Consider the following 24,573-nt stretch of genomic DNA (forward strand, 5'->3'; position numbering starts at 1 on the left):
AAACGTTTGAAATGGCAATGGCCGGACTAGACAGCCGCTTGGAAGACGGCGTCCATCTCTCGGAGGCGACGCCCGGTGACTATTTCGCGCTTCTGAAGCCGCGCGTGATGGCGCTCGTGGTGTTCACGGCCGTCGTGGGGTTGCTCGCGGCACCCGTCGCGCTGAACCCCTTGATTGCGCTCATCGCCATCCTATCCATCGCCGTCGGCGCGGGCGCGTCCGGCGCGCTCAACATGTGGTACGACGCCGACATCGACGCGGTGATGTCACGCACCGCGAGCCGTCCTGTCCCGTCCGGCCGGGTCCTTGGCGGCGAGGCGCTGGCCTTCGGCCTGGTGCTCTCGGCGCTGTCGGTAATGACCCTCGGTGTCCTGGTGAACTGGCTCGCAGGCTCGCTGCTCGCCTTCACCATCTTCTTCTACGCCGTCGTCTACACCATGTGGCTGAAGCGCTCGACGCCCCAGAACATCGTCATCGGCGGCGCCGCCGGCGCCTTTCCGCCCATGATCGGCTGGGCTGCGGCGACCGGTTCCGTCGGCCTGGAGAGCGTAATCCTGTTCCTGATCATTTTCCTGTGGACGCCGCCGCATTTCTGGGCGCTGGCGCTCTTCAAGTCGGGCGAATACGGCCGCGCCGGCATTCCCATGATGCCGAACGTCGCCGGCGAAGCATCGACTCGCCGGCAGATCTTCGCCTATTCGCTGGTGGTCGCCGCCGTCGGCGTGGCGCCGTGGGTGTTCGGCTTCTCGAGCGCGGCCTACGGCGTCTGCGCATCCGCGCTCGGCGTGGGCTTCGTTTGGTACGCCTGGGGCGTGCTCAACCAGCGCGACGAAGACCGGGTCATGAAGCCGGCCAAGGCGCTGTTCGGATATTCGATCGTCTACCTGTTCGCCATCTTCGCGGCCTATCTGATCGATGCGGTCGTCGCCCGCGCGCTGGTGGCATGAGGATGATGGTCTTGGCCGAAAAAGAGAACGAGGGCATCACGCTCACCGAGAAGCAGCGCAAGGCGCGTCGCGCCCGTTCGATCGCGATCGGGCTCGGGCTCGCCGCGCTGGTGATCATTTTCTACATCGCGACGATCGCCAAGTTCGGCCCTGCAATCCTCCAAAGGGCGCTGTGAGGCGGCGATGGCGGACGCGATGAAGAGCGGCAACGAAAGGCTGAGGACGCGGTCGAACCTGATCGTGGCCGGTGCCTGCCTGGCGACCTTCGCCGGCATGGTCGGTGTCTCCTTCGCCGCCGTTCCGCTCTACAAGATGTTCTGCCAGGTCACCGGCTATGGCGGCACCACGCAGCGCGTCGAGCAGTATTCCGACAGTGTGCTCGACCGGCAGATCACGGTCGGCTTCGACGCCAATGTGGCGGGGAACCTGCCGTGGGAATTCAAGCCGGTCCAGCGCGCCGTCAAGATGCCGATCGGCGAGACGACGCAGGTTCACTATACAGCGACCAATCCCTTCAGCCGCACAACGCGCGGCCGCGCCACCTTCAACGTCACGCCCGAGATGGCCGGCGCCTACTTCAACAAGGTCGAGTGCTTCTGTTTCACCGACACGGAACTGAAGCCGGGCGAGACCCTGGACATGCCGGTCGTGTTCTACGTCGATCCCGCGATCGACGAGGTGCCTGAACTGAAGAACATGACGACGATCACCCTTTCCTACACATTCTTCGCAATCGACGAGGAACCCGCGGCAGCCAACGCCGCCGCGGTCTCGCCCGACGCGACCACCAACAAGTCCAGCAATCTCGGGGGCTGAAATGGCTGACGCACACGCCAAACCGCAACACGACTACCATATCATCGACCCCAGCCCCTGGCCCTTCATCGGCTCCGTCGGTGCCCTGGTGATGGCCATCGGCGGCATCGCATGGATGCAGAGCATGAAGTCGGGCTCGGTGCCCTTCCTGGGCCTCGACCTAGCGGGTGCCCGTTACTGGATCTTCGCGGTCGGCTTCATGATCGTCATCTACACGATGATCTCGTGGTGGTCGGACACGATCAAGGAAGCGCACGAGGGGCATCACACCCGTGTGGTGTCGCTGCACCTGCGCTACGGCATGATCATGTTCATCGCCTCCGAGGTGATGTTCTTCGTCGCCTGGTTCTGGGCTTTCTTCGATGCCGCGCTCTTCCCCGGCGAGGCGGCGCAGGTCGCACGGGCGGAGTTCACCGGCGGCCAGTGGCCTCCGCAGGGCATCGAAGTACTCGATCCCTTCCACCTGCCGCTCTACAACACGATCATCCTCCTGCTTTCCGGCACGACGGTCACCTGGGCGCACCACGCGCTGCTGCATGATGACCGCAAGGGCCTCATCTGGGGACTGGTGCTCACGGTCGGGCTCGGCGTGCTGTTCTCCTTCGTCCAGGTCTACGAGTACATGCACGCACCGTTCGCCTTCGCCGATTCGATCTACGGCGCTACCTTCTTCATGGCGACCGGGTTCCACGGCTTCCACGTGCTGATCGGGACCATCTTCCTGCTCGTATGCCTGTTCCGTGCCATGGCAGGCGACTTCACGCCCAAGCAGCATTTCGGCTTCGAAGCGGCGGCCTGGTACTGGCATTTCGTCGACGTGGTCTGGCTCTTCCTCTTCGCCTCGATCTACGTCTGGGCGTCCGCCGGAGCGACCATCGCCGCCGGCCACTGACGCCCGCGAACAAAGACAACAAACGGCCGCGCTAGCGCGGCCGTTTCCTTTTTATGGCCACCGCAGCGCACCATATGAGGTGTCGAACGACAGCGGAGCGGGAGAACGATGAGCGAAGACAAAGCCCACTATCCCCCGGTCGATCCTGTGTCCGCCGGCCTCAAGGGCCGCTGCCCTCGGTGCGGCGAGGGAAAGCTGTTTGACGGCTTCCTCTCTGTCGGCGACAACTGCGCTAACTGCCGGCTCGATTATTCCTACGCGGACGCCGGCGACGGCCCGGCCGTCTTCGTCATCCTCATCATCGGCTTCGTGGTCGTCGGCCTAGCGCTGTGGATGGAGGTCACCGTCAATCCGCCGCTGTGGGTACACTTCCTCCTCTGGATTCCGCTGACCATCGTGCTGGGCCTGGTATCGTTGCGCCTCATCAAGGGCGTGCTGCTGACCCTGCAATACTCCAACAAGGCGGCCGAGGGGCGCCTGGACCGGGAATGATGACGGGGACCCATCCCCTGCGCTCCGGCGCACGACGGCGTTGGATCGCGCTCGCCGCCGGCCTCGTCGTCTTTGCCATCCTCATCGGCCTCGGCACCTGGCAGGTGCAGCGCCTGCACTGGAAGGAAGCGCTGATCGCGCAGATCGACGAGCGCACGCATTCGCAGCCGGTTGGAATCGCCGACATCGAGGCGATGGGGGAACGGGAAGGCTCGCTCGAATACACGCCGGTGACCGTGCACGGCCGGTTCCTCAACGATCGCGAGATGTTTTTCTTCGCCACCAGCGAGGGCCAGTCGGGATGGTACGTCTATACGCCGCTGGTGCTCGCCGACGACGAAAGCCAAGCGGCGGGAGACACGGTCATCGTCAACAGGGGTTTCGTCCCCTACGACCTGCGCGACGCCGCGCGCCGGCCAGGCTCGCAGCCGGAGGGCGACGTGACGGTAACCGGCCTGGTCCGCGAAAGGCTCGACGGCAAGCCGAGCTTCATCGTGCCGGACAACAAGCCCGAGGAGCGCACCTTCTTCTGGAAGGACTGGTCGACAATGGCCTCGATCTCCGGCCTCGACCCGGCTGAAACGGTGCCGTTCTTCATCGACGCCGAAAAGGGCGGCGATTCGAGCATGCTGCCGGTCGGCGGCGTCACAATCATCGACCTGCCCAACAACCACCTCCAGTACGCCGTCACATGGTACGGGCTTGCCGCCGCGCTCGCGGCCGTGCTGGCGGTGACGCTTTGGCGGGACGAGCGGCACTGACCATCGCCCGCAACGGGTCCCGCCCTTGACAGGGTGGGGGAGGGCACATCATGTCCGCCCCGGAGATGTTTGAAATGACGCAGCCCCCGAACAAGCCGCCCCTGACGATCCGCCTGTGCGAGCCGCGCGGCTTCTGCGCCGGCGTAGACCGCGCGATCCAGATCGTCGTCCTGGCGCTGAAGAAGTACGGCGCGCCGGTCTATGTCCGCCACGAGATCGTACATAACCGCTATGTCGTGGAAGGGCTCCAGACGCTCGGCGCCTTCTTCATCGAGGAACTGTCGGAGATCCCGCCCGAACACCGCGAATGCCCGGTCGTCTTTTCCGCCCATGGCGTGCCGAAATCGGTGCCCGAGGACGCCAGGGCGCGAGAACTCTTCTATCTCGATGCCACATGCCCGCTGGTTTCCAAGGTCCACAAGCAGGCCATGCGGCATCAGCGGCAGGGACGGCACGTCGTACTGGTCGGCCATGCAGGACACCCCGAGGTGATCGGCACGATGGGGCAACTGCCGGATGGCGCCGCCACCCTGATCGAGACCGAGGCGGACGTCGCAGTCTTCGCACCGGAGGACCCCGCGGCGCTCGGCTTCGTGACGCAGACCACGCTTTCGGTCGACGACACGGCGGGCATCCTCAAGGCGCTCCAGGCGCGGTTTCCCGCGATCCAGGCGCCCGCGGCCGAATCGATCTGCTACGCCACCACGAACCGCCAGGACGCGGTGAAGGAAACCGCCGCAGGCGCCGATCTCTTTCTCGTCGTCGGCGCGCCGAACTCGTCGAATTCCCGCCGCCTGGTGGAGGTCGCCGAACGCGCCGGGGCGAAACGCGCGCACCTCGTGCAGCGCGCGGCCGATATTCCCTGGGACGACACGCACGGCATAGCGGTGCTGGGGCTTTCCGCCGGTGCGTCGGCGCCCGAGATTATCGTCAACGAGATCATCGAGGCGTTCCGCGATCGCTTCGACGTCACGGTCGAGCTTGCCGTGACCGCCACCGAGACGGAGGAGTTCCCCGTGATGCGCACCTTGCGCGACGTCGAGCTCACGCGGGCCGACATGGCCTTCGTCAACGGCTGACCACGGAAATGGCCGTCTACACCGACGTCTCGGAAGAAGAGCTCTCGGTATATCTGCGCGATTACGCGCTCGGCGACATGATGTCCTACAAGGGCATCGCCGAAGGCTCCGAAAACTCCAACTACCTCCTGCACACCACCGTCGGCACCTACATCCTCACGCTCTACGAGAAGCGCGTCGACGGAGCCGAACTGCCCTTCTTCCTCGGCCTGATGCAACATCTGGCGCGCAAGGGCATCAACTGCCCCCTGCCGGTCGAGCGCCGCGACGGCGGCCTGATCGGCACGCTCGCCGGCCGTCCGGCCGCGATCATCACATTCCTGGAAGGCGTCTGGATGCGGCGCCCGACCGCCGCGCATTGCCGCGAGGTCGGCAAGGCGCTGGCCGGCATGCACCTTGCCGGCGGCGATTTCGACATGCGGCGTCAGAACCGCCTCTCGGTCGAGGGCTGGAAGCACCTTTGGGAGATGACACGTCCGCGCGCCGACGAATACGAGGCCGGCCTCGCCGCCGAGATCGACGCGGAGTTCGCCGCCTTCGCCGAAGCCTGGCCGGGCGACCTGCCCTCGGGCGTCATCCACGCCGACCTCTTCCCCGACAACGTCTTCTTTCTCGGCGAGCGGCTGTCGGGCCTGATCGACTTCTATTTCGCCTGCAACGACCTCTTCGCCTACGACGTGGCGACCTGCCTCAATGCCTGGTGTTTCGAGAAGGACAATTCCTTCAACCTGACCAAGGGCCGCGCCCTGCTCGCGGGCTACCAGAGCGTCAGGCCGCTGGAACCGGCCGAGCGCGAGGCGCTGCCGCTCTTGGCGCGCGGCTCGGCGCTGCGCTTCATGCTGACGCGGCTCTACGACTGGCTGACCATTCCCGACGGTGCGCTGGTGCAAAAGCGCGACCCGTCGGAATTCATCCGCCGCTTGCGGTTCCACCGCCACATCTCCTCCGCCACGGAATACGGACTGACCTTACCATGAAGACCATCGAGATTTTCACCGACGGCGCCTGCTCGGGCAATCCGGGCCCCGGCGGATGGGGCGCCGTCATGCGCTACAACGGCAAGGTCAAGGAACTCTCGGGCGGCGAGGCCGCCACCACCAACAACCGCATGGAGCTGATGGCCGCTATCTCCTCGTTGAACGCGCTCAAGGAGCCGTGCACGGTGCTCATGCACACCGACAGCAAATACGTGATGGACGGCATCAACGGCTGGATCCACGGCTGGAAGAAGCGCGGCTGGAAGACCGCCGACAACAAGCCGGTGAAGAACGTCGAGCTGTGGCAGGCGCTGGACGAGGCCAACCGCCGTCACAAGGTCACGTGGCACTGGGTACGCGGCCATGCGGGCCATGTGGAGAACGAGCGCGCCGACGAACTGGCGCGCATGGGTATGGCGCCGTTCAAGCGCGGCGGGGCGGAAAAGCCCCGCACGCCTGCCGTAGGCTGATCAGAGTTGTTCGAGGATCTTCGCGGCGCCCGATTCGATGGCCTTGCCCGGCATGTCCTCGATGTTGAGAGCCGCGACCTTGCCGTCCTCAACGATCATCGAGAAGCGCTTGCAGCGCAGGCCGAGCCCGCCGCCGCTCGCATCCATCTCCAGGCCGGTGGCACGCGCAAAGGCGCCGTTGCCGTCGGCCAGGTAAAGCAAGCGTCCCTCGCCGCCAGTAAAGCGAGCCCAGGCGCCCATCACGAAGTGGTCGTTGACCGAAACCACCGCGATCGTATCGACGCCCTTGTTCAGGATGGCGTCGTGGTTTTCCAGGTAGCCCGGCAGGTGGTTGTTGCTGCAGGTCGGGGTGAATGCGCCCGGCACACCGAACAGCACCACCTTCTTGCCGGCGAAGATTTCGTCGACCGTGATGTCCTTGGCGCCGTCCGCCGTCATTGTCTTGAACGTCGCTTCCGGCAGCTTCTCGCCAACTGAAATCATGATCCGCAAATCCCCGAATGAATCCCCCGGAATTCCGGGTCGTTGTCCCTTCATTACCGAGCCGATGGCGTTTGTCCAGTTCCGCAAGGTCAGGGGAGCTGGAATTCGCCGGAAGCTGCTTTGCCGCCCGCAACCAGCGTATAGGCGATGGAGGCAGCGCCATCGCCGTCCTTCGGCTTTGCCATGACCGGAAGTTCAAAGGCGGCCTTTCCCGGCGCCATTTCCGTTCGGTGCGGCAAGCCGAACACGTAGCCGTCGCTGCCCGCCACGAACAGCTGTGCGTCCGCCGCGTTGGCCGGCAGCACCGCCTCGATGGTCACGGCGTCATCCGAGACGTCTGCACCGACGATCCCGAAGTCCTCGCCGGCGGGGGCGGGCAGTCTCGCGAAGGCCGCGTCGACGAACTGCCTGTCCAGAAGATTGTCCGGATCGCTCCCCGGTTCGACCGAAAGCGTCGCATGCACCGGCACGCAGATGTCCTCGCAAATGCCGAGAAACAGGTCCGCCTCGATCAGCGAATAGCGGTCCGGCGCCGGAATGGAAAAGGTCACCGGCAGCGTCACCGAACCGCCATAGCCCGCCCAGGCGCCGTAGCTGTCCTCGTGCCATTCGGGTGCCGGGAAGTGCAACTCCGCGCCAGACACATTCAGACTTTTGGACACGTCGATCTGCGGCGGCACGCCGGAGGAGCCCGGCTCGCGCCAGTAGGTTTTCCATCCCGGTTCGAGGGCGATCTCGATCGCCCCGCGAAGAGTGCCGTCCGGTCCGGCGAGGCCTGTGGTCACCAGGCGCAGCGCCCCACCCTCGGTGCGGTAAACATCGCTGGAGGACGCGCCTGCGGGCGCGGGAAGAAGGACGGCGAGCGCGATGGCGGCCTGGGTGGCGCGAAGCGGAATCATGGCACGAGTTGGTCCAAGATGCCCCCGCTTATCAACCCAATTCCAACCACGCGGGTTCATTTCTGCGTGACGCACTAGTTCTGCGCGGTGGCGGCGGGAGGAATCGCCTTTCAACGCCGGGCAAAAGGCTGTAAATTTCGCGCATGGACATGCTGCGCCAGAAGAAGGGTCCCGCTGCGAGCGGCTTCCTGGACGACCAGTTCCTGATTGCCATGCCGGGCATGCAGGACGATCGCTTCGCGCGTTCCGTAGTTTATATGTGCGCCCACAGCGAGGAGGGCGCCATGGGCATCATCATCAATCAGGCCCAGCCGATGCGCTTTCCCGACCTGCTGGTGCAACTCGGCGTCGTCGACGAGAAGCAGGCGATCCGACTTCCGCCCGGCGCGCGCGATCTTCCGGTCCGCAACGGCGGCCCCGTCGATCGCAGCCGCGGTTTCGTGCTCCATTCCGATGATTACGTGGTGGAATCTTCGCTGCCGGTCTCGGAGGACGTCTGCCTCACGGCTACTATCGACATCCTGCGCGCCATCTCGGCCGGCAAGGGGCCCCGCCATGCCCTGATGGCGCTCGGCTATTCCTGCTGGGGCGCGGGCCAGCTCGAGCGAGAGATCGCCGACAATGGCTGGCTGACCTGCCCGGCTTCGGCCGATTTCCTCTTCGACGGCGACATGGACCGCAAGTACGACCGCCTGCTCGCCTCGCTCGGCATCGACGTGACGCATCTCAGCCCGGTGGCCGGTCACGCCTGAGTGAGCGGGAACTGCTCCTTGAGCATCCGCGTGACCGCGTCGGCGGTCATCGGCGATCCGAACATGAAGCTCTGTACGTATTCGCAGCCCATCTGCCTGAGCTGAAGCGCGTCGGCCTCCGTCGACACGCCTTCCGCCACGACCGAGAGCCCGAGGTCGTGCGCCATGCTCACCATCGACTTCAACAGCACCGGCTTCTTGGCGCTCTGGTCGTCGATGAAGCTCTTGTCGATCTTTATCGTGTCGAACGGAAAGCGCGTCAGGTAGGAAAGCGACGAATAGCCCGTTCCGAAATCGTCGAGCGAGAGGCCGATCCCAAGCTGGCGCAGCTTGTCGAGGATGTGCGTGGAGCGCTCCGGATTGTCCATCACCAGCGATTCGGTGAGTTCGAGCCGGAAGTAGATCGGCTTCAGGTTGGCGCGCGCCAGCACGGAGCGGACGTCCGACACGAGATCTTGGCGCATCAGCTGCCGGCTGGACAGGTTGACCGAAACCGAAAGCGGTGTCTCGCCCGTCTGCTTCTGCCAAGAGGCCAGGTCCTCGGCGGCCTTCTGCATGGCGAAGAAGCCGAGCTGGACGATGAGTTCGCAGCTCTCGGCGATCGGGATGAAGTCCGAAGGCGGGATCATGCCGCGGCGCGGATGTTCCCATCTCAGCAGTGCCTCGAACCCGGCCACCGACGTGTCCTCGAGACGGATGATCGGCTGGTAGGCGAGGCGGAACTCGCCGCGTTCCAGCGCCCGCCTCAGATCGGATTCGAGCTGCAGCCGATCGGTGCCGTATGCGCGGAACGCCGGACGGAAGGGCTCGATGCGGTCGCCGCCGAAGCGCTTGGCCTGGTGCATGGCGAGCTCCGCGTCCTTCATCATGTCCTCGGCCGTCGTCTGCGGCGAGGTCCACGAGATGAGGCCGAGCGAGGCGGTGAGCACGATGTCGCGCTTGGCGAAGTTGATCGGCGCGCGGATCGCCTGCTTCACTGCATCGGCGAAGGCCGCGACGCGGGCGGGATTGTGTTCCGAAAGCAGGATCAGCCCGAACTGGTCGCCCGAAAGCCGCGACAGCGAATCGTTCGGCTTTAACAGCCTGTGCAGGCGGCGCGCGATCGTCAGGAGCATGGTGTCGCCCGCCGACATGCCGAGCCCTTCGTTGACCTGCTTGAAGCGGTCGATGTCGATGATGAAGACTGTCGGCCTGACCGTTTCCTCGGTGCCGGCAATGGAAATGACGGTCTCCAGCCGGTTCATGAAGAGTTCGCGATTCGGCAGCCCGGTCAGGTTGTCGTGGACGGCGTCGTGGAGAAGCCGCTCCTCCGCCTTCTTCTGCTCCGTCACGTCGAACAGCGTACCCACGCAGCGGATGATCTCGCCGTCCGAGCCGATCACGGGGCGGGCGCGCAAATTGTACCAGTGATAGTAGCCGTCGGCGCCCCGGAGGCGAAAGCTCAGCGAGACGCGGCCGCGCCGGTGCTCCAGCACCATGTCGAGCGTGGTGCGGAACGTGTCGCGGTCGTCCGTGTGAAGCGCCGGCAGCCAGTTGCGTGCCGGGCCGTGCAGGCTGTTGAGCGGAAGGCCGAGCGGCTCGCCGATATCCGGCCGCGTGACGACGCGGTCCCGAAGCACGTCCCAGTCGAACACGATGTCGCCGGACCCGGTGATGGCCAGCGCCTGACGTTCCATGTCGCTGAACAAGCCCTGGTGCAGCGCTCCGCCCGAGAAGGCATGCTGCATGACGGTGAAGCCGATCAGGAGGATGATGAGGATCAACCCGCCGCCCAGTGCCGGCTGCACGATGTCGTTGTCGAGCACGCCGGTGATGGCCATCCACGCCCCGGCGAGCCAGACCAGCACCATCAGCCAACTCGGCACCAGCATGATGGCGCGGTCGTAGCCGCGGAAGCCGAGGAGCACGATCAGGAAGATGCCGACCACGGCGGTGGTGGCGAAGGAGATGCGCGCGATGCCCGCCGCGATAGAAGGCTCGATGACGGCGACGCCCGCGATCATCATCAGGCCGAGGATCCAGGCCACCGCGCCGTAGCTGAAATGGCCGTGCCAGCGGTTGAGGTTGAGGTAGGCGAACAGGAACACCACGAAAGTGCCGGCGAGCGCCACTTCGGTACCGGCCCGCCAGATCTGTTCGTTGCCGGGCGCGATCTCGATCACCTTGGTCAGGAACCCGAAATCGACGCACACATACGCGAGCACCGCCCAGGCAAGCGCCGCCGTGGCAGGGAACATCGAGGTGCCCTTGACCACGAACAGGATGGTCAGAAACAGCGCCAGCAGGCCGGCGATTCCGATGACGATGCCGCGGTAGAGCGTGTAGGAATTGACTGTGTCCTTGTAGGCCTCCGGCTCCCAGAGATAAACCTGCGGGACTTCGGGCGTGCTCAGATCGGCGATGAAGGTCACCACCGCGCCCGGATTGAGCGTGAGCAGAAAGACGTCGGCGTCGGCGCTCGGCTGGCGGTCGAGCCTGAAGCCCTCGCTCGGAGTGATCGCGGCGATGCGGCTTGAGCCAAGGTCGGGCGACAGGATCCCGGAATTGACCAGCCGGTAGTGCGGAGCGACGATCAGCCTGTCGATCTGCTGTTCGGTGGTGTTGGCAAGGGCGAAGACCGCCCAGTCGCCGCTCGATTCCTGGTCCTTCGCCTCCACCTCGATGCGGCGCACGATGCCGTCGCTGCCCGGAGCGGTCGAGACCTGGAAATTGGCGCCCTGGTTGGGATGAAAGTCCAGCGCACCCGACAGGTCGAGCGCGACGTCATCCCGCGATATCTTGATGGGCTCGATCGCCATAGCAGGAGCGATGAAGGCGACGACGGCCACGAGGAGAGCGGCAAGCGCCGTCAGGAAGGCCTTTGGCGGTCGACGATATCTCGTTTCAGCTTCCAACCGCCTGATCCCGATATTCCTGCACGTGATACTCTCCGGCTATGAGCGAGTAAAGGTAATGGTCCTGCCACAGGCCGTTGATCTTGAGGTAGGACCGCAACAGGCCTTCGCGGGTAAATCCGGCTTTTTCAAGCACGCGAACCGAGCGCTCGTTGCCGGGGATGCAGGCCGCCTCGATCCTGTGCAGCCGCAGCGGCCCGAAGCAGTGGCCGACCACCAGCCGCACCGCCTCCGCCATCAGCCCGCGCCCCGCGAACGGCTCGCCCATCCAGTAGCCGATCTGGCCGCTCTGGGCGACACCGCGCCGGATGTTGCCCACCGAAATGCCACCGACGATCTCGCCCGTCTGCTTCAGCACGATCAGGAACGGCACGCCGTTGCCGCGGGAAAACTCTTCGCGATAGCGCCGCACCCGCATGCGCCAGGCCGATCGCTCCAGCTCGTCGCTCCCCCATTTCGGCTCCCATCGTTCCAGGAAGCCGCGGCTGCGCCGCCGCAGTTCGGCCCATTCCGCGAAGTCGGAATTCTGTGGAAAGCGCAGCACGACCCGCTCGCCCGTCACCCGGGGAAGTTCCCGTCCGAAGTGGGGCAGGCTCAGCATGGACTGCCGGCAGGCCGGAACGGCGGCTCAGACGGCGAGCTTGCGCATGGTGAACGGCGGCGCGGTCAGCATGCCCGCGACATCCTCGAAGGCCGCCAGTGTTCCCACCGGTCCCACCGCCGCCACGGTCGGCTTGGTCGTGAAGAGCCGCGACGACAGGTCGGTCAGCCGCTCGATGGTGATGCCCGCCAGCCGCTCCATCAGCTCTTCCTTCGCCACCGGGCGCCCGAACAGCATGATCTGCCGCGCGATCTGCGAGGCCCGGCTCGCTGCACTCTCGCTCGACATCATCAGGCCCGCCCGGTACTGCGCGCGCGCACGGTTGAGCTCGTCCAGGTGGATGAAGTCGCCGGTCTTCTGCAGTTCGCCGAGCAGCACCGGGACCAGTTCCTCGATGTCCTCCTTGCCGGTTGCGGCATGGATGCCGAACACGCCGGTGTCCGAAAAGCCCCAATGGAAGGCATAGACGGAATAGCACAACCCGCGCTTTTCCCGCACCTCCTGGAAGAGCCGCGACGACATTCCGCCGCCGAGGATCATGGACAGGAGCTGCGAGGCGTAGAAGTCGCGCACGTGGTAGGCGCGTCCCTCGAAGCCGAGCACGATCTGCGCGTCCATCAGGTCGCGGTCTTCCCGGTAGTCGCCGCCGACGTAGTTTGCGCTGGAGGGCGCCTCGCCCGGCGCCTTCTCGCGGAATGAGCCGAGGCGCTTTTCCACTTCGCGCACGAACTCGTCGTGCTTCACCGCGCCGGCCGCCACCACCACCATCCGGTCGGCGCCGTACTGCCGCGCCATGAAGTCGTGGATCTGTTTCGGCGTAAACGACTTGACCGTTTCGGGCGTGCCGAGGATCGAGCGGCCGAGCGTCTGGTGCCGGAAGGCCGTCTCGGTGAAGCGGTCGAACACGATGTCGTCGGGCGTGTCGTGCGCGGCGCCGATCTCCTGCAGGATCACGTGCTGCTCGCGCGCCAGTTCGTCGGCGTCGAAGCGCGAGTCCATCAGGATGTCGGCCAGGAGGTCGATCGCCAGTGGAATGTCGTCGCGCAGCACCCGGGCGTAAAACGACGTCGTCTCGACGCTCGTCGCCGCGTTGATTTCCCCGCCCACGTCCTCGATCTGCGACGCGATGTCCCAGGCGGAACGGCTGCCCGTTCCCTTGAACGCCATATGCTCGAGCAGATGGGCGATCCCGTGTTCGTCGTCGCGTTCGTTACGAGAGCCGGATTTCACCCAGACTCCGAGGGCGACGGTCTCGATGTGGGGAAGGTTTTCGGTTGCAACCGTCAGGCCGTTCGACAGACGGCTTACCTCAACTCCCATATAAGGCGAACTCCTCGTACTCCCTAAGCCGCCGTACGTGCACGGCTGCTTATGTGATCTTCCACCATTTTCACGTCGGATGGAAGGACCGTGTACTTTTCCTCCCGTTCCATAAGCCCGGCCAGCCATGATGGCAAGTTCGGGCGGATTCCCGCGGCCGCTTCCACCGCGTCCGGAAACTTAGCCGGATGCGCCGTCGACAAGACGATCATCGGCGCAGAACCCGCCGCTTCCCGCCGTGCGACCGCGAGTGCGGTGGCCGTATGGGGGTCGGTGAGATAGCCGCAGTCGGCGAGCGTATCGGCGATCGTCGCGGCGGTCTCGTCCATCGACGAGCGCCCGGCGGAGAACTCCGCACGGATCGCGGCGAGCGTGGCTTCCGGCACCGTGAAGGCGCCGGACTGCTTCAGTCCCTCCATCGCCGAGACCGTTGCCTCGGCCGAGCGGCCCGCCGCCTCGAAAAGCAGGCGCTCGAAGTTCGACGAGATCTGGATGTCCATCGACGGCGAGGTGGTGGCGATCACCGAGCGCGTCTCGTAGCGCCCCGTCTCCAGCGTGCGGGCCAGAATGTCGTTGTCGTTGGTGGCGATGACCAGCCGCTCGATCGGCAGGCCCATGCGCTTGGCGGCATATCCGGCGAAGATGTCGCCGAAATTGCCCGTCGGCACGGTGAAGGAGACCGGACGATCGGGCGCGCCGAGGCTGATCGCGGAAGAGAAGTAGTAGACAATCTGCGCCATAATGCGCGCCCAGTTGATCGAGTTCACGCCCGACAGGCCCATGCGATCGCGAAAGCCGTGGTCGTTGAACATCGCCTTCACGATGCTCTGGCAGTCGTCGAAATTGCCCTCGATCGCCAGGGCGTGCACGTTGGGCGCGGCCGAGGACGTCATCTGGAACTGCTGCACCGGCGACACCTTGCCGTGCGGGAAGAGCACGAAGAGATCGGCCCGGTCGCGTCCCGCGAAGGCCTCGATCGCGGCGCCGCCGGTGTCGCCCGAGGTGGCGCCGACGATGGTTGCGCGCTCGCCGCGCTCGGCCAGCACGTGGTCCATCAGCCGCGCGAGCAGCTGCATGGCGACGTCCTTGAAGGCCAGCGTCGGACCATGGAAGAGTTCCAGCACGAACTCGTCCGCCCCCGTCTGCACGATCGGGCAGGTGGCGGGATGGCGGAACGTCGCGTAGCTCTCGTTGACGATGCGCGAGAACGTCGCCGCGTCGATCTCCCCACCCAGGAACGGCGTCAGGATGCGGATGGCGATCTCTGGATATGACAACCCGCGCAGCGCCCGGATATCCGCCGGCGACAACTGCGGCCACGTCTGCGGCAGATAGAGCCCGCCGTCGCGCGCGAGGCCGGCGAGCAGCACGTCGCCGAATCCGAGAACGGGCGCAGTGCCCCTGGTGCTGATGTAGCGCATGATTTCCTTGCCGATGCTGGACGCGGCCGCGTCGTCGAAAAACCTTATTCGTTCGGTCGCATTTGTCGCGCGGCGTTGATATAGAACGTCCGCTTTGCCAAGGGGAAGTGCGGTAGATGGCCTTTGTTTCAAGGATTGCACGTTCCGGTGCCGGAATCACCGGCCTGGTGTTGACGATGGCGCTGGCGGGCTGCCAGTCGGGTGCCGGCGGCCTGGGCCTCGGGCTCGGCGGCGGCACGAAGACGCAGGACGTAACCCAGCAGGAAAAATACAACGCCGACGAACTGCGCGCCTATTGCCCGCGCGTGACGCTGCAATCTGGAACCGCCTTCTACAACTCCTTCGAAAAGGGCGCAGAGGGCGACCGCGACAGGATCGTCTACCAGGCCTCGATAACGGACGTGACCAGAAGCTGCGCCTACGGCGCCGGCACCATGACGATCACGGTGGCCGCCGCCGGAAAGGTCGTGCCCGGCCCTGTCGCCCGCGACGGCACCATCACCATGCCGATCCGCGTCGCGGTGGTACGCGGCGAGGAAGTCCTCTATTCCAAGCTCCATCAGTATCAGACCGCCATCGTCGCCGCGTCCCCCGCCACCCAATTCGTCTTCTCCGATCCCAACGCGACGATCCCGACGCCGGACGGCCACGGGATACGAGTGCTGATAGGGTTCGACGAAGGTCCGGCGCGGTAGGGTGAAGCTGGCGGTCTGGGGCTGCTGGGGAATGGGGAAATCGACCCATTGCCACGATAGCCCGAAAGCTGCCGTTGCTAGCCAATCCACCTCTCGGCAGCTACGAGGCCGAGAACGGAATGTCGGCAGCTGAGGAAAAATGACTTCCGCAGCGGACATTCCAGTCCGCCCGTTTGCGTTGTTTCTCGCCGTGCGCGCCTTCCCCGATAGGTATTGAGGCCGGAGAGTTCCTTGGAAGATTCTCCAGGATCTGTACGATGGACCTGAAACTTTCGCGATGGCGTGCGGCAAGGTAGACAGCCACCATCGAAGGACCCGAGGGCGAAGTGGGCTTTCTGCACCGGTCGACCGGCACGGGACATGTGCTGCGGAACCGTTCGGCGAACTGGGGCCGTGTGATTCGGCATCTGCCTGGCGTGTTGATAGTTCTGTTTTCGGCGGTGCTGTACCAGCCATCCCAGGGCAATGGTGCTCCGGGAGAGCGACCGCTACGGTTGGGCCACGGCGTCACGACCGATCGGATTGGCGACCACGCAGCATACTTGGAAGTGCGCCGGGCTTCCGTCGACCTGCGGACCGCACGGGACATGTTCACCCGCGGTCTCTTCATGGCCGTCCCCGATCCGGACTTCTCGTTCGGACTTACGCACAGTGGATTCTGGCTGACGTCACTGCTACGCAATGAAGGCTCGGTTGCAGAAGAGTGGGTTCTCGATGCCGGACGACCTTACTTGCGCAAGCTGGAGGTCTGGCTTGAGGTCATCGGGCAGACCCGCAAGATTCTCGATGAGGATGATGAAACACCGTTCTACGATCGGGCTGTGCTCTCTCGGCATCTCGTAAGCGAGGCCTTCTCGCTCGGTCCGGGAGAGGCGATCCGTCTCTGGCTCTATGCCGAGTTCGATGGTCCCGCGACGCTGCCCCTGTCGATTTACCCCTCCTCCCGCGCGGCGGAGGTCAATCTCGCCCGGGAGATCCCGCTCGCCATCTTTTATGCCGCCGCACTGGTTCTGCTCGTTTTCATCCTCACCTTCGCCGTTGCGCTTCGCTCAAAGGTTGCTGCGCTCTACGCGGGGGTTTTCTTGTCGGTCATGGCTTACAATGCCCAGCTCGACGGCACACTGTTCGCTCATGTCTGGCCGGCTCTGCCTGAATGGAACGCGGTTGCATCGCATGTGATCGGACTCGTCGCCGTCTGCTTCGCGCTGCTCATGGCGCGCGAATTCATTAAGACGGGGAAGCGGCACGCCATCCTCAATGGATCGATCATGGTGCTGCTCGCCGTGGCGATCTGCTACATGCCGGCGCCGATCTTCCTGCCACTCGTTACGGTAAAATCGTACGCCGGTCTCATCGTGCTCGGTTTCCTGGTACTCCAGATGGCAGCGTCACTCGCGGCCGTGCGCGACAGAATTCCGGGCGGCGCTTTCTATCTCCTCGGGTCGCTCGTTCTTTTTGGCTATGTCGGGGCATTCACTGTTCTCTCGCAGATGGAATCGTTGTTACCGCCAGGACAGAAGGAGGCGGTGCTGCGATACGGGCAGCTGCTGGACGGCTTCGTCTTTTCCCTGGCGGTTGCGCGCCAGACCTGGGTGCTGCGTCGAAGGGAGAGACAGTCCCGCGATCTTGCAGTCCAACGCTCGCTTGAACTCGATACCACCCGCCACGACATCCGGCAGCCGCTCCTCTCCCTGCAGATTGCCGTCGAGCGAATGTCAGACGATCCCGGCATGGGTGGAGCGGAGACACGCGTGCAATTGTCCGAAACCCTCGCCTACCTTCAGCAACTGGTCGATGTCCGGCGACCGGCGCTCGACGAACCCGCTGCGGAGAAACGCGGGTCGCCCGATGATGCCATCAGCAATGAAGAGTTTCCTCTTTCTGCGCCCATTGAGAACGCGGTCTTCATGTTCACCGACGAAGCGACATCGCATGGAATAGACCTGAGGGCTGTGAAGACCTCCCTACGTGTTCACGCCGACCCCGTAGACCTTCTGCGGGTCCTCACAAACCTCGTCTCGAACGCGATCATGCACAGCGGATCGGACCGGATACTGATCGGCGTACGCAGGAGGCTCGATGGCGTGGCGATCGATGTCGTCGATCGCGGCAAGGGAATTCTCGACCAGGGAGAGGCAGACCCTGACGCTGCGGTGCAGCGCCGCCGCGGAGAAGGGCTGGGGCTCGAGGCAGTGAGCAGGATATGCGCGAAGAACGGCTGGGCCTTCTCGCAGATCGCGACGAACCGGCGTGGATCGCATTTCCGGATTTCGGGCCTGAAGCCCTCGATCCTTGGTCAGCCGGTCGAATGACACGCCATTCAGTACTTGAAGCCGGGCGGGTTGCCGCCGCCCGGTCTGAGATCGGACATGACGATTGCGTTCGCTACTTCAGCACCCAGCAATTCTTGCGCTTCCCCATCACCGGGTCGCCGAAATTGTGGTTGTCGCACCAGATGCCGCCGTTTCCGGCCTTCTTTTGGTAGTATCGCCCGGACTTGTGCGGGCTGGTGCCGTAGCGGACGGACGTGCCGGCACCGACCTTGCAAAAGCCACCCTCGTGTGTGCACGTTTCCCAGTTCGGGTAGTAGGCATCACAGTTCTTGCGCCTTCCCGGGGCAGGATCTCCGAAGGTCTGATTGGTGCACCAGGCACCGCCGGTGGTGTTCTTCACTTTCCACCTGCCATTGACGCCATAGCGGATCTTCGTCGTGTAACCGGACGGGTTGCAGAACCCGCCTTCATGGTTGCAGTTCTTCCACTGGCCCGCGATGGCGGTCGTGGTCGTCGTTGCAAGGCCGGCGAAAGCGGCGCTCGAGGCGATCAATGCGGCGCAAAGTATGTTCATCTTCATGTCGTTCCTCCTTCCAGGGTTGCCCTTCGGGAACGTACCTATCTGCTCCACTGGATACCCTGCATGAGGTCCACACCCTATTCGAGGGGGGGCGAACCCGACTTTTTCGGAGGTAGCGCCACAGCCGGATTGGAGCTCGCTGCCGGCTAAGCCTGGCGCGCCGGCTCCAGCAGTCCTTCCTTCAGGGCGTAGGCAACCAGTTGCGCTACGGAATGGACGCCAAGCTTGGCCATGAGGCTGGAGCGATGATTGTCCACGGTCTTCGGACTGATCGAGAGCTTATCGGCGATTTCGGCATTGGAAAGTCCGAGAGTGACCTGATGGAGGATCTGCCGTTCCCGCAGGGTGAGCTCGACAACCTGCTGTCGATCATCGAGGAGGCAACGGATGTCGCGCTGGAGATAGGTGCTCCCGGCAAGTATCCGGCTAAATCCTTCCCGCAGTTCCGTCGGTTCAGAACTCTTGAGAAAAAGTCCGTCCACACCAGCCGATCGCCAGTCGGAGAGACTGCCCACTGACGTGAATCCCGTCACCACGCAGACCCGGGTCTGGGGCGACCAGCGTCGCAATTCGCCCAGGACCTCCATGCCGTTGCACATCGGCATCCCGGCATCGAGTGTCATCATCGAAGGCTGATACCTCTTGCCATATGCGATGGCTTCGAGGCCGTTCTGGGCTTCTCCGACGATCCTGACGCAGGGGAGGGAGGACAGGATTTCGCGCAAGCCGGTGCGAACGACCGAATGATCGTCGGCAATGACGACGGTCCACTCTGTTTCAGAACCGGGCATTGGAGCGCTGTCCGATGTTCCCATACCGCGACGTTGCGAAGAACGCTTCGTCAAGTCAACCCACGGGAAAAGCGCGAGACTTCGTCGCCGACTCCGCCGCCCCGCTTAAACCGCCTCCGACCACTCCGACAGCGCGGCCACCGTCGCGGTAAAATCGACCCACCGGTTGATGACCGTCTCAGCCCCGGCTTCCGTCAGCCGGTCCGCGTGGCCGGGATAGGAGTGGCTGGCGCCGGTGAAGCCGATGACGCGCATGCCGGCGGCCTTGGCGCCCATGACGCCGTGGACGGAATCCTCGATGACGAAGGTCGCGGCTGGGTCTTTCGACATCGCCTGGGCGGCATGCAGGAAGACGTCGGGCGCCGGTTTGGTGCGCTGCGAGGGGGTGTCGCGCGCCGAAAAGATGCGGCCTTCGAACAGCGGCAGCATGCGCGTGCGCGTCAGCATGGCCTCGATGCGCGAAAGCGCGGAGTTCGAGCAGATGCAGTAGGGACCTTGCACTGCCGCCACGGCCGCCGCGGCGCCATCGATAGCGCGCACGTCGCTCGCGAGCTTTCGGTCCAGCGTCTCCTTCATGCGGTCGAGCAGGCTCGCCTGGAACGGCACCTGCGATTCGGCCTCGATGCGAAACAGGATGTCCTTCGTGGTCAAGCCGGAATAGCGCTCCATCATCTCCTCGGGCGTGATCGCGAAGCCGGCCTCCGAGATCATGGCGGCCTCGACGCGCGCGGCGATGATCTCGGAATCCACGAGGACGCCGTCGCAGTCGAAGATGATGAGTTGTGGCTGCATTTCAGGCTCTAGGTTCGAAAGGGGAGGGGCGCGGCCGGCGCGCGTCGGCTGCATCCGAGATAGTGCCGCAAGCCCCGCGACGCAACGATGCGCGGCATTTCACCGAATGTTTACGCTAAACGGTAACCATGTCGGCCAGTAGAAGCGTTTCCAGCGTTCCAGGTGTGTCCATGTCTGCCATTCGCCTCGTCGACGATCTCGCGCCGTCCTCCGCAAGCGCCGAATGGATCGACAGCATCCTGAAAGGCGACTGCGTGGCGGCGATGGAGCGGCTGCCGGAAAAGTCGGTCGACGTTATCTTCGCCGACCCGCCCTACAACCTTCAACTCGAGGGTGACCTGCACCGCCCCGACCAGTCGAAGGTCGACGCGGTCGACGACGCCTGGGACCGGTTCGAGAGTTTTGCCGCCTACGACGCCTTTACCCGCGCCTGGCTGCTCGCCGCGCGCCGCGTGCTGAAGCCCAGCGGCACGATCTGGGTGATCGGCTCCTACCACAACATCTTCCGCGTCGGCGCGTCCTTGCAGGACCTCGGCTACTGGATCCTGAACGACGTCGTCTGGCGCAAGACCAACCCGATGCCGAATTTCCGCGGCCGCCGCTTCCAGAATGCGCACGAGACCATGATCTGGGCGACCCGCGACCAGAACGCCAAGGGCTACACCTTCAACTACGACGCCCTGAAAGCGGCCAACGACGACCTGCAGATGCGCACGGACTGGCTCTTTCCCATCTGCACCGGCGGCGAGCGGCTGAAGGACGAAGCCGGCGCCAAGGTGCACCCCACGCAAAAGCCCGAGGCCCTTCTCGCCCGCGTGCTGATGGCGTCGAGCCGGCCGGGCGACGTGGTGCTCGACCCCTTCTTCGGCTCGGGAACCACGGGCGCGGTCGCTAAGCGTCTCGGCCGCCACTTCGTCGGCATAGAGCGCGAGCAGGCCTACATCGACGCCGCAACGGCGCGCATCGCCGCCGTCGAACCGCTGGAGGCACCCGAACTCGCCTCGATGACGGGAAAGCGCGCCGAGCCGCGCGTCGCCTTCGTCAGCCTCATCGAAAGCGGGATGATTGCGCCGGGGACCCTCCTGTCGGACGCCCGCCGCCGCTGGACAGCCAGCGTGCGTGCCGACGGCACGCTGGCGATCGGCTCCGAGGCCGGCTCAATCCACCGCATGGGCGCCCGCGTCCAGGGCCTCGACGCCTGCAACGGCTGGACCTTCTGGCACTACGAGGCAGGCGGCAAGATGCAGCCGATCGACGACCTGCGCCGGCAGGTCCGGGACGGGATGGTCGCAGCTGGGGCTTGAGACTCAGGCTTTGTAGTGGAAGCGGCAACTGACGATCGCGATCGCCTCGTGGTCGCCGGCTCCGGTGATGCGATAAACGAGACGATACGCGATCCGAGCGAAATCAATTTCGCGCGGCGACCGGCCATACGCCGGCCCGCCCGAGATCGCGCCTCAGCGTGTCGGGATCGGTGAACAGCACCGCCTGCCAGCCGGCCGCCTTGGCGCCCTCGACGTTCTTCGGGCTGTCGTCGATGAACAGCGACCCCGCCGGGTCGAGCCCGAAACTCTCGGCGTGAAGGTCGTAGATCGCCCGGTCAGGCTTGATCAGCTTCACCTCGCCCGAGACCGTCACGCCGCGCGGCCGCGTCAGGAAGGGAAACCGCGCCTGCGCCTCCGCAAAGGTGTCGGTGGCGAAGTTGGTCAGCATGGTCACGTCGCGGCCGGCCTCGATCAGGCCCAGCATGATCTCCACCGACCCGTCATAGGCGTGCGGCACCATCTCGTGCCAGAAGCGCCGGAAGGCACGGATGTTCTCCTCTTCGTCCGGATGCTGCGCGATCAACAGCGCCTCGGCCTCCTCCCAACTGCGGCCGCGGTCCTGCTCAAGGTTCCAGTCCGACGTGCAGACGTTGGCGAAGAACCACTCCCTCTTCGCCTCGTCGGGGATAACGCGGCTGAACGGCAGGTTCGGATCGTAGTGGATCAGCACCCGGCCGATGTCGAACACGATATGGCGGATCTCCGGCATCAGTTTCTCCGTTGCTGGCGGTTCTGGACCGGCTTCAGCGTCGCGCCCGGTATCGCAGCTTCGATCGCCTTTTTCATGACGGTTGGCAGGGCCTCGCTGTGGATATCGGCGGCGGCCGACCACCAGCAGCCGTCCGGCGCAGCGCGGTCGATGTTCGCCCGGTAGACCGAAAGACGAAGCTCGAAATGCGTGAAAACGTGGCCGACCATTCCCGCCGGCTCCCATTCGGCCTCGAACGGCGCGGCCTCCAGCCCCGGCTCCCCGTCCTGCCGCGAGGTCCAGCCCGAAGTCGGCGGCTCGCTCATGCCGCCTAGCAGGCCGGTCTCGGGCCGCTTGCGCAGGAGGATCGCGCCGTCGTTTCGCTGCGCGACGAAGGCGGCGCCGAGCCGCTTGGGCTTCTCCGCCTTCGGCGCCTTCACCGGAAAGCGCTCCGGCTCGTCCCCGAGAAAGGCGAGGCAGTCCCCATTCACCGGACACAACGCGCAGGCCGGTCGCCTGGGCGTGCAGATCGTGGCGCCGAGATCCATCGTCGCCTGCGCGAAATCGCCGGGGCGTGCGGCCGGCAGGATGGACTGCACGAAGGCGCGGATCTGCGGCTTGGCCGCCGGAAGCGGTGTGGCGATCGAGCGCAACCGCGTCGCGACCCGCTCGACATTGCCGTCGACCACCGCGACCGGACGATCGAAGGCGATCGCGGCAATCGCCGCCGCGGTGTAGTCGCCGATGCCGGGCAGCGATTTCAAAAGGTCGAGATCCGCCGGAAATTCTCCGCCGAACCGCTCCACCACCGCCTCGGCGCATTTCTTGAGGTTCCGTGCCCGCGAGTAGTAGCCGAGCCCGGCCCATACCTTCATGATGTCGTCGCCGGGCGCGCCGGCCAGCGCCCGCACGCTCGGCCAGCGGCTGGTGAAGGTCTCGAAATAGGGCTTCACCGCCTGCACGGTCGTCTGCTGGAGCATGATTTCGGACAGCCAGACGCGGTAGGGGTCGGGCCGCTCGCCTGCGGCGATGCGGGCCGGCGGCAGGCGCCAGGGCAGGCTGCGGTGGTGCCGGTCGTACCAGGCAAGCAACTGCGCCCCGGTGGCGCGCGCATCGGCGGATGCACCCTTTGGATTTAACTTCGCCATAGACATGCGGTAGGGTCGCGCTCCAGCGGCATCAGGATCGGTCGCGGCATAGCAGACCCGCCGCCGGTCAGGAACAGCATCATGGCGGCCAGACCCCGCAGCAACCAGCCCGTGCCCGTCAGCGATCTGGCGAGCGACATCATCGACCCGGTCCTGCGCAAGCGCGCCGGCGTCTCGATCGGCCTCGTCCAGTCCTGGGACGAAATAGCCGGGGCGAAGCTCGCGCGGTCGAGCCGACCGGAAAAGATCGTATGGCCGCGGCGGCTGCACGAGGAAGACCCTTTCGAACCGGCCACGCTGGTCATCGCCTGCGAGGGCGCGGCGGCCCTGCATCTCCAGCACGAGACCGGCGAGATCATCGGCCGCGTCAACGCCTTTCTCGGCTTCGCGGCGATCGGACGTATCAAAATCGTGCAGAAGCCGGTGCTCGCCCATCGCGGGCCCGAGCCCGCAAAGTTGCGCGAACTCGACCGAGAGGAGGCATCGCGGCTTGCGCGATCCGTCGGCGGCATCGAGGACGAAAGCCTGCGCGCATCGCTGGAGCGGCTTGGGCGTTCGGTGCTCGGCTCCCGCAAGTAAACTCCGAGATTCCGGATCGCCGGGGGCGTCATAGCGCCATCGTGAAGCCCGGCACGCGGATTCGTGCTGGGAACCGGCGCCCGCTTGCCTTAAATACCGCCCAACTATGGCTTATTGAATGCAAGAAGCCGCACAATCGCAACAATGGTCGGGTGATTCGCAAATGGTACGTTCGATTTCGCGTCGTCAGGTGGTCGGTGCGCTGGCAATGTTCTCGGCTCTTCCGCTGATCGCTTCGTGCAGCGATTCGGTGGGTGAAGCGCAGGCGCAGTCGCCCACCGGAACTGCTCCCAAACCGGCCGGCACCGTCGACATGTCGGATCTGATGAAGCCCGGCGCGCTGCCCGACAAGGTGATGGGCCAGCAAGACGCGCCGGTCACCATCGTCGAATACGCATCGATGACTTGCCCGCATTGCGCCCATTTCCACGAGGCGACGCTTCCGGCGCTGAAGGAGAAGTACATCGACACTGGCAAGGTGAAGCTGATCCTGCGCGAATTTCCCTTCGACCCGCGCGCCGAGGCAGGCTTCATGCTGGCGCGCTGCGCCGACGACAAGTATTTCCCGATGGTCGACGTGCTGTTCGCCCAGCAGGATGCGTGGGCGCCGGTCAAGGATGCTCGCACCGCGCTCCTGCAGATCTCGCGCCTGGCCGGTTTTTCACAGGAGTCCTTCGAGGCTTGCTTGACGAACCAGCAGCTTCTGGAGGATGTCAGGTCGGTGAAGGACCATGGCGTGGAACTGGGCGTGGATTCGACACCGACATTCTTCATCGACGGCAAGCGGTATCCGGGGGCGCTCACGATTGACCAGATGTCGGCGATCATCGATCCGCTGCTCTGACGTCGCCCTGACGGGCGGGCGGGGCAAGACCGCGCCCGCATTGCGCGGCGGGCC

The 24,573-nt window shown here is 65.0% G+C and carries 26 protein-coding genes; 15 read left to right on the forward strand and 11 right to left on the reverse strand.

Annotation, left to right across the window (positions count from 1 at the left end; translation table 11 throughout):
- Positions 1-17 precede the first annotated feature (17 nt).
- The 9 genes from BSQ44_RS07365 (at position 18) to rnhA (ending at position 6,434) form a co-directional block, all read left to right on the forward strand.
- Positions 18-947, forward strand: coding sequence for a heme o synthase (locus tag BSQ44_RS07365; RefSeq protein ID WP_162276756.1), 930 nt, complete (start codon positions 18-20; stop codon positions 945-947).
- Between the two features lie 11 nt (positions 948-958).
- Entirely contained in the window at positions 959-1,123 is a 165-nt protein-coding gene (locus BSQ44_RS26815; RefSeq protein ID WP_162276723.1) for a hypothetical protein, read from the forward strand.
- A 7-nt stretch (positions 1,124-1,130) separates the two neighbouring features.
- Positions 1,131-1,763, forward strand: coding sequence for a cytochrome c oxidase assembly protein (locus BSQ44_RS07370; protein ID WP_072602618.1), 633 nt, complete (start codon positions 1,131-1,133; stop codon positions 1,761-1,763).
- A 1-nt stretch (position 1,764) separates the two neighbouring features.
- A complete protein-coding gene (locus BSQ44_RS07375; RefSeq protein ID WP_072602620.1) occupies positions 1,765-2,655 on the forward strand; it encodes a cytochrome c oxidase subunit 3 in 891 nt (296 codons plus the stop codon).
- Between the two features lie 108 nt (positions 2,656-2,763).
- Positions 2,764-3,147 (forward strand): DUF983 domain-containing protein, encoded by a 384-nt coding sequence (locus BSQ44_RS07380; RefSeq protein ID WP_072602622.1) that lies wholly within the window; start codon positions 2,764-2,766, stop codon positions 3,145-3,147.
- A complete protein-coding gene (locus BSQ44_RS07385) occupies positions 3,147-3,908 on the forward strand; it encodes an SURF1 family protein (protein ID WP_162276757.1) in 762 nt (253 codons plus the stop codon). Before BSQ44_RS07380 ends, BSQ44_RS07385 begins: the two co-directional genes overlap by 1 nt.
- Positions 3,909-3,982: 74 nt before the next feature.
- Positions 3,983-4,987: a 4-hydroxy-3-methylbut-2-enyl diphosphate reductase gene (gene ispH / locus BSQ44_RS07390; protein WP_072607918.1), complete on the forward strand. Its 1,005-nt coding sequence runs from the start codon at positions 3,983-3,985 to the stop codon at positions 4,985-4,987.
- A gap of 8 nt (positions 4,988-4,995) precedes the next feature.
- Positions 4,996-5,964, forward strand: coding sequence for a homoserine kinase (locus BSQ44_RS07395; RefSeq protein ID WP_072602627.1), 969 nt, complete (start codon positions 4,996-4,998; stop codon positions 5,962-5,964).
- Positions 5,961-6,434, forward strand: a complete 474-nt coding sequence (gene rnhA, locus BSQ44_RS07400) for a ribonuclease HI (RefSeq protein ID WP_072602629.1) — start codon at positions 5,961-5,963, stop codon at positions 6,432-6,434. The genes BSQ44_RS07395 and rnhA overlap by 4 nt, the downstream gene beginning before the upstream one ends.
- Here rnhA and BSQ44_RS07405 read toward each other — a convergent pair whose 3' ends face one another.
- A complete protein-coding gene (locus BSQ44_RS07405) occupies positions 6,435-6,920 on the reverse strand; it encodes a peroxiredoxin (RefSeq protein WP_072607919.1) in 486 nt (161 codons plus the stop codon). It lies immediately after the preceding gene.
- An 86-nt stretch (positions 6,921-7,006) separates the two neighbouring features.
- On the reverse strand, positions 7,007-7,816 hold the full coding sequence (locus BSQ44_RS07410; protein ID WP_072602631.1) for a protein-disulfide reductase DsbD domain-containing protein: 810 nt from the start codon (positions 7,814-7,816) through the stop codon (positions 7,007-7,009).
- Between the two features lie 143 nt (positions 7,817-7,959).
- Between BSQ44_RS07410 and BSQ44_RS07415 the strand changes: the two genes are divergently transcribed.
- Positions 7,960-8,568, forward strand: a complete 609-nt coding sequence (locus tag BSQ44_RS07415; protein ID WP_072602633.1) for a YqgE/AlgH family protein — start codon at positions 7,960-7,962, stop codon at positions 8,566-8,568.
- On the opposite strand, the gene BSQ44_RS07420 is transcribed toward BSQ44_RS07415, so the two are convergent.
- The 4 genes from BSQ44_RS07420 to thrC form a co-directional block, all read right to left on the reverse strand.
- Positions 8,559-11,366, reverse strand: a complete 2,808-nt coding sequence (locus BSQ44_RS07420) for an EAL domain-containing protein (RefSeq protein WP_083534969.1) — start codon at positions 11,364-11,366, stop codon at positions 8,559-8,561. The two genes, BSQ44_RS07415 and BSQ44_RS07420, sit on opposite strands and share 10 nt — an antisense overlap.
- 85 nt (positions 11,367-11,451) lie before the next feature.
- Positions 11,452-12,063 (reverse strand): GNAT family N-acetyltransferase, encoded by a 612-nt coding sequence (locus BSQ44_RS07425; RefSeq protein WP_072602635.1) that lies wholly within the window; start codon positions 12,061-12,063, stop codon positions 11,452-11,454.
- A gap of 27 nt (positions 12,064-12,090) precedes the next feature.
- Entirely contained in the window at positions 12,091-13,383 is a 1,293-nt protein-coding gene (locus tag BSQ44_RS07430; protein ID WP_072602637.1) for a M16 family metallopeptidase, read from the reverse strand.
- 23 nt (positions 13,384-13,406) lie between these two features.
- The gene (gene thrC, locus BSQ44_RS07435; protein ID WP_072602639.1) at positions 13,407-14,804 is read right to left on the reverse strand and encodes a threonine synthase; all 1,398 of its coding nucleotides are present in this window, start codon (positions 14,802-14,804) and stop codon (positions 13,407-13,409) included.
- 116 nt (positions 14,805-14,920) lie between these two features.
- Here thrC and BSQ44_RS07440 point away from each other — a divergent pair, with 116 nt between their 5' ends.
- On the forward strand, positions 14,921-15,499 hold the full coding sequence (locus tag BSQ44_RS07440) for a hypothetical protein (RefSeq protein ID WP_072602641.1): 579 nt from the start codon (positions 14,921-14,923) through the stop codon (positions 15,497-15,499).
- A 326-nt stretch (positions 15,500-15,825) separates the two neighbouring features.
- On the forward strand, positions 15,826-17,811 hold the full coding sequence (locus BSQ44_RS07445; RefSeq protein ID WP_083534561.1) for a sensor histidine kinase: 1,986 nt from the start codon (positions 15,826-15,828) through the stop codon (positions 17,809-17,811).
- A gap of 73 nt (positions 17,812-17,884) precedes the next feature.
- Here the strand turns inward: BSQ44_RS07445 and BSQ44_RS07450 are convergent, their stop codons facing one another.
- From BSQ44_RS07450 to BSQ44_RS07460, 3 genes are all read right to left on the reverse strand, one after another.
- Positions 17,885-18,352 carry a hypothetical protein gene (locus BSQ44_RS07450; RefSeq protein WP_072602645.1) on the reverse strand — a complete coding sequence of 156 codons (468 nt, stop codon included), beginning with the start codon at positions 18,350-18,352 and terminating at the stop codon, positions 17,885-17,887.
- A 146-nt stretch (positions 18,353-18,498) separates the two neighbouring features.
- The gene (locus BSQ44_RS07455; protein ID WP_162276730.1) at positions 18,499-19,197 is read right to left on the reverse strand and encodes a LuxR C-terminal-related transcriptional regulator; all 699 of its coding nucleotides are present in this window, start codon (positions 19,195-19,197) and stop codon (positions 18,499-18,501) included.
- A gap of 51 nt (positions 19,198-19,248) precedes the next feature.
- Entirely contained in the window at positions 19,249-19,935 is a 687-nt protein-coding gene (locus BSQ44_RS07460; RefSeq protein WP_072602649.1) for an HAD family hydrolase, read from the reverse strand.
- A gap of 170 nt (positions 19,936-20,105) precedes the next feature.
- Here BSQ44_RS07460 and BSQ44_RS07465 point away from each other — a divergent pair, with 170 nt between their 5' ends.
- Positions 20,106-21,239 carry a site-specific DNA-methyltransferase gene (locus BSQ44_RS07465; RefSeq protein WP_072602651.1) on the forward strand — a complete coding sequence of 378 codons (1,134 nt, stop codon included), beginning with the start codon at positions 20,106-20,108 and terminating at the stop codon, positions 21,237-21,239.
- Positions 21,240-21,342: 103 nt separating this feature from the next.
- Here the strand turns inward: BSQ44_RS07465 and BSQ44_RS07470 are convergent, their stop codons facing one another.
- Together BSQ44_RS07470 and mutY are read right to left on the reverse strand one after the other, a co-directional pair.
- A complete protein-coding gene (locus tag BSQ44_RS07470; RefSeq protein WP_072602653.1) occupies positions 21,343-21,969 on the reverse strand; it encodes an HAD family hydrolase in 627 nt (208 codons plus the stop codon).
- Positions 21,969-23,096, reverse strand: coding sequence for an A/G-specific adenine glycosylase (mutY, locus tag BSQ44_RS07475; RefSeq protein WP_235633413.1), 1,128 nt, complete (start codon positions 23,094-23,096; stop codon positions 21,969-21,971). The genes BSQ44_RS07470 and mutY overlap by 1 nt, the downstream gene beginning before the upstream one ends.
- A gap of 81 nt (positions 23,097-23,177) precedes the next feature.
- Here mutY and BSQ44_RS07480 point away from each other — a divergent pair, with 81 nt between their 5' ends.
- Both BSQ44_RS07480 and BSQ44_RS07485 read left to right on the forward strand, forming a co-directional pair.
- Complete coding sequence (locus BSQ44_RS07480) at positions 23,178-23,675, forward strand: DUF721 domain-containing protein (RefSeq protein WP_072602657.1); 498 nt, start codon at positions 23,178-23,180, stop codon at positions 23,673-23,675.
- 163 nt (positions 23,676-23,838) lie between these two features.
- Positions 23,839-24,519: a DsbA family protein gene (locus BSQ44_RS07485; RefSeq protein WP_072602659.1), complete on the forward strand. Its 681-nt coding sequence runs from the start codon at positions 23,839-23,841 to the stop codon at positions 24,517-24,519.
- Positions 24,520-24,573 lie beyond the last annotated feature (54 nt).

Origin of the sequence: Aquibium oceanicum (assembly GCF_001889605.1) — a bacterium.
Taxonomy (GTDB): domain Bacteria; phylum Pseudomonadota; class Alphaproteobacteria; order Rhizobiales; family Rhizobiaceae; genus Aquibium; species Aquibium oceanicum.

Excerpts from the sequence above, each read along its gene's own strand:
- BSQ44_RS07365 (WP_162276756.1), top strand. The coding sequence starts at position 18 with ATGGCCGGACTAGACAGCCGCTTGGAAGACGGCGTCCATCTCTCGGAG.
- BSQ44_RS07370 (WP_072602618.1), top strand. The coding sequence starts at position 1,131 with ATGGCGGACGCGATGAAGAGCGGCAACGAAAGGCTGAGGACGCGGTCG.
- BSQ44_RS07375 (WP_072602620.1), top strand. The coding sequence starts at position 1,765 with ATGGCTGACGCACACGCCAAACCGCAACACGACTACCATATCATCGAC.
- BSQ44_RS07380 (WP_072602622.1), top strand. The coding sequence starts at position 2,764 with ATGAGCGAAGACAAAGCCCACTATCCCCCGGTCGATCCTGTGTCCGCC.
- BSQ44_RS07385 (WP_162276757.1), top strand. The coding sequence starts at position 3,147 with ATGACGGGGACCCATCCCCTGCGCTCCGGCGCACGACGGCGTTGGATC.
- ispH (WP_072607918.1), top strand. The coding sequence starts at position 3,983 with ATGACGCAGCCCCCGAACAAGCCGCCCCTGACGATCCGCCTGTGCGAG.
- BSQ44_RS07395 (WP_072602627.1), top strand. The coding sequence starts at position 4,996 with ATGGCCGTCTACACCGACGTCTCGGAAGAAGAGCTCTCGGTATATCTG.
- rnhA (WP_072602629.1), top strand. The coding sequence starts at position 5,961 with ATGAAGACCATCGAGATTTTCACCGACGGCGCCTGCTCGGGCAATCCG.
- BSQ44_RS07410 (WP_072602631.1), bottom strand. The coding sequence starts at position 7,816 with ATGATTCCGCTTCGCGCCACCCAGGCCGCCATCGCGCTCGCCGTCCTT.
- BSQ44_RS07415 (WP_072602633.1), top strand. The coding sequence starts at position 7,960 with ATGGACATGCTGCGCCAGAAGAAGGGTCCCGCTGCGAGCGGCTTCCTG.
- BSQ44_RS07420 (WP_083534969.1), bottom strand. The coding sequence starts at position 11,366 with ATGGCGATCGAGCCCATCAAGATATCGCGGGATGACGTCGCGCTCGAC.
- BSQ44_RS07425 (WP_072602635.1), bottom strand. The coding sequence starts at position 12,063 with ATGCTGAGCCTGCCCCACTTCGGACGGGAACTTCCCCGGGTGACGGGC.
- BSQ44_RS07430 (WP_072602637.1), bottom strand. The coding sequence starts at position 13,383 with ATGGGAGTTGAGGTAAGCCGTCTGTCGAACGGCCTGACGGTTGCAACC.
- thrC (WP_072602639.1), bottom strand. The coding sequence starts at position 14,804 with ATGCGCTACATCAGCACCAGGGGCACTGCGCCCGTTCTCGGATTCGGC.
- BSQ44_RS07440 (WP_072602641.1), top strand. The coding sequence starts at position 14,921 with ATGGCCTTTGTTTCAAGGATTGCACGTTCCGGTGCCGGAATCACCGGC.
- BSQ44_RS07450 (WP_072602645.1), bottom strand. The coding sequence starts at position 18,352 with ATGAAGATGAACATACTTTGCGCCGCATTGATCGCCTCGAGCGCCGCT.
- BSQ44_RS07460 (WP_072602649.1), bottom strand. The coding sequence starts at position 19,935 with ATGCAGCCACAACTCATCATCTTCGACTGCGACGGCGTCCTCGTGGAT.
- BSQ44_RS07465 (WP_072602651.1), top strand. The coding sequence starts at position 20,106 with ATGTCTGCCATTCGCCTCGTCGACGATCTCGCGCCGTCCTCCGCAAGC.
- BSQ44_RS07470 (WP_072602653.1), bottom strand. The coding sequence starts at position 21,969 with ATGCCGGAGATCCGCCATATCGTGTTCGACATCGGCCGGGTGCTGATC.
- mutY (WP_235633413.1), bottom strand. The coding sequence starts at position 23,096 with ATGGCGAAGTTAAATCCAAAGGGTGCATCCGCCGATGCGCGCGCCACC.
- BSQ44_RS07480 (WP_072602657.1), top strand. The coding sequence starts at position 23,178 with ATGGCGGCCAGACCCCGCAGCAACCAGCCCGTGCCCGTCAGCGATCTG.
- BSQ44_RS07485 (WP_072602659.1), top strand. The coding sequence starts at position 23,839 with ATGGTACGTTCGATTTCGCGTCGTCAGGTGGTCGGTGCGCTGGCAATG.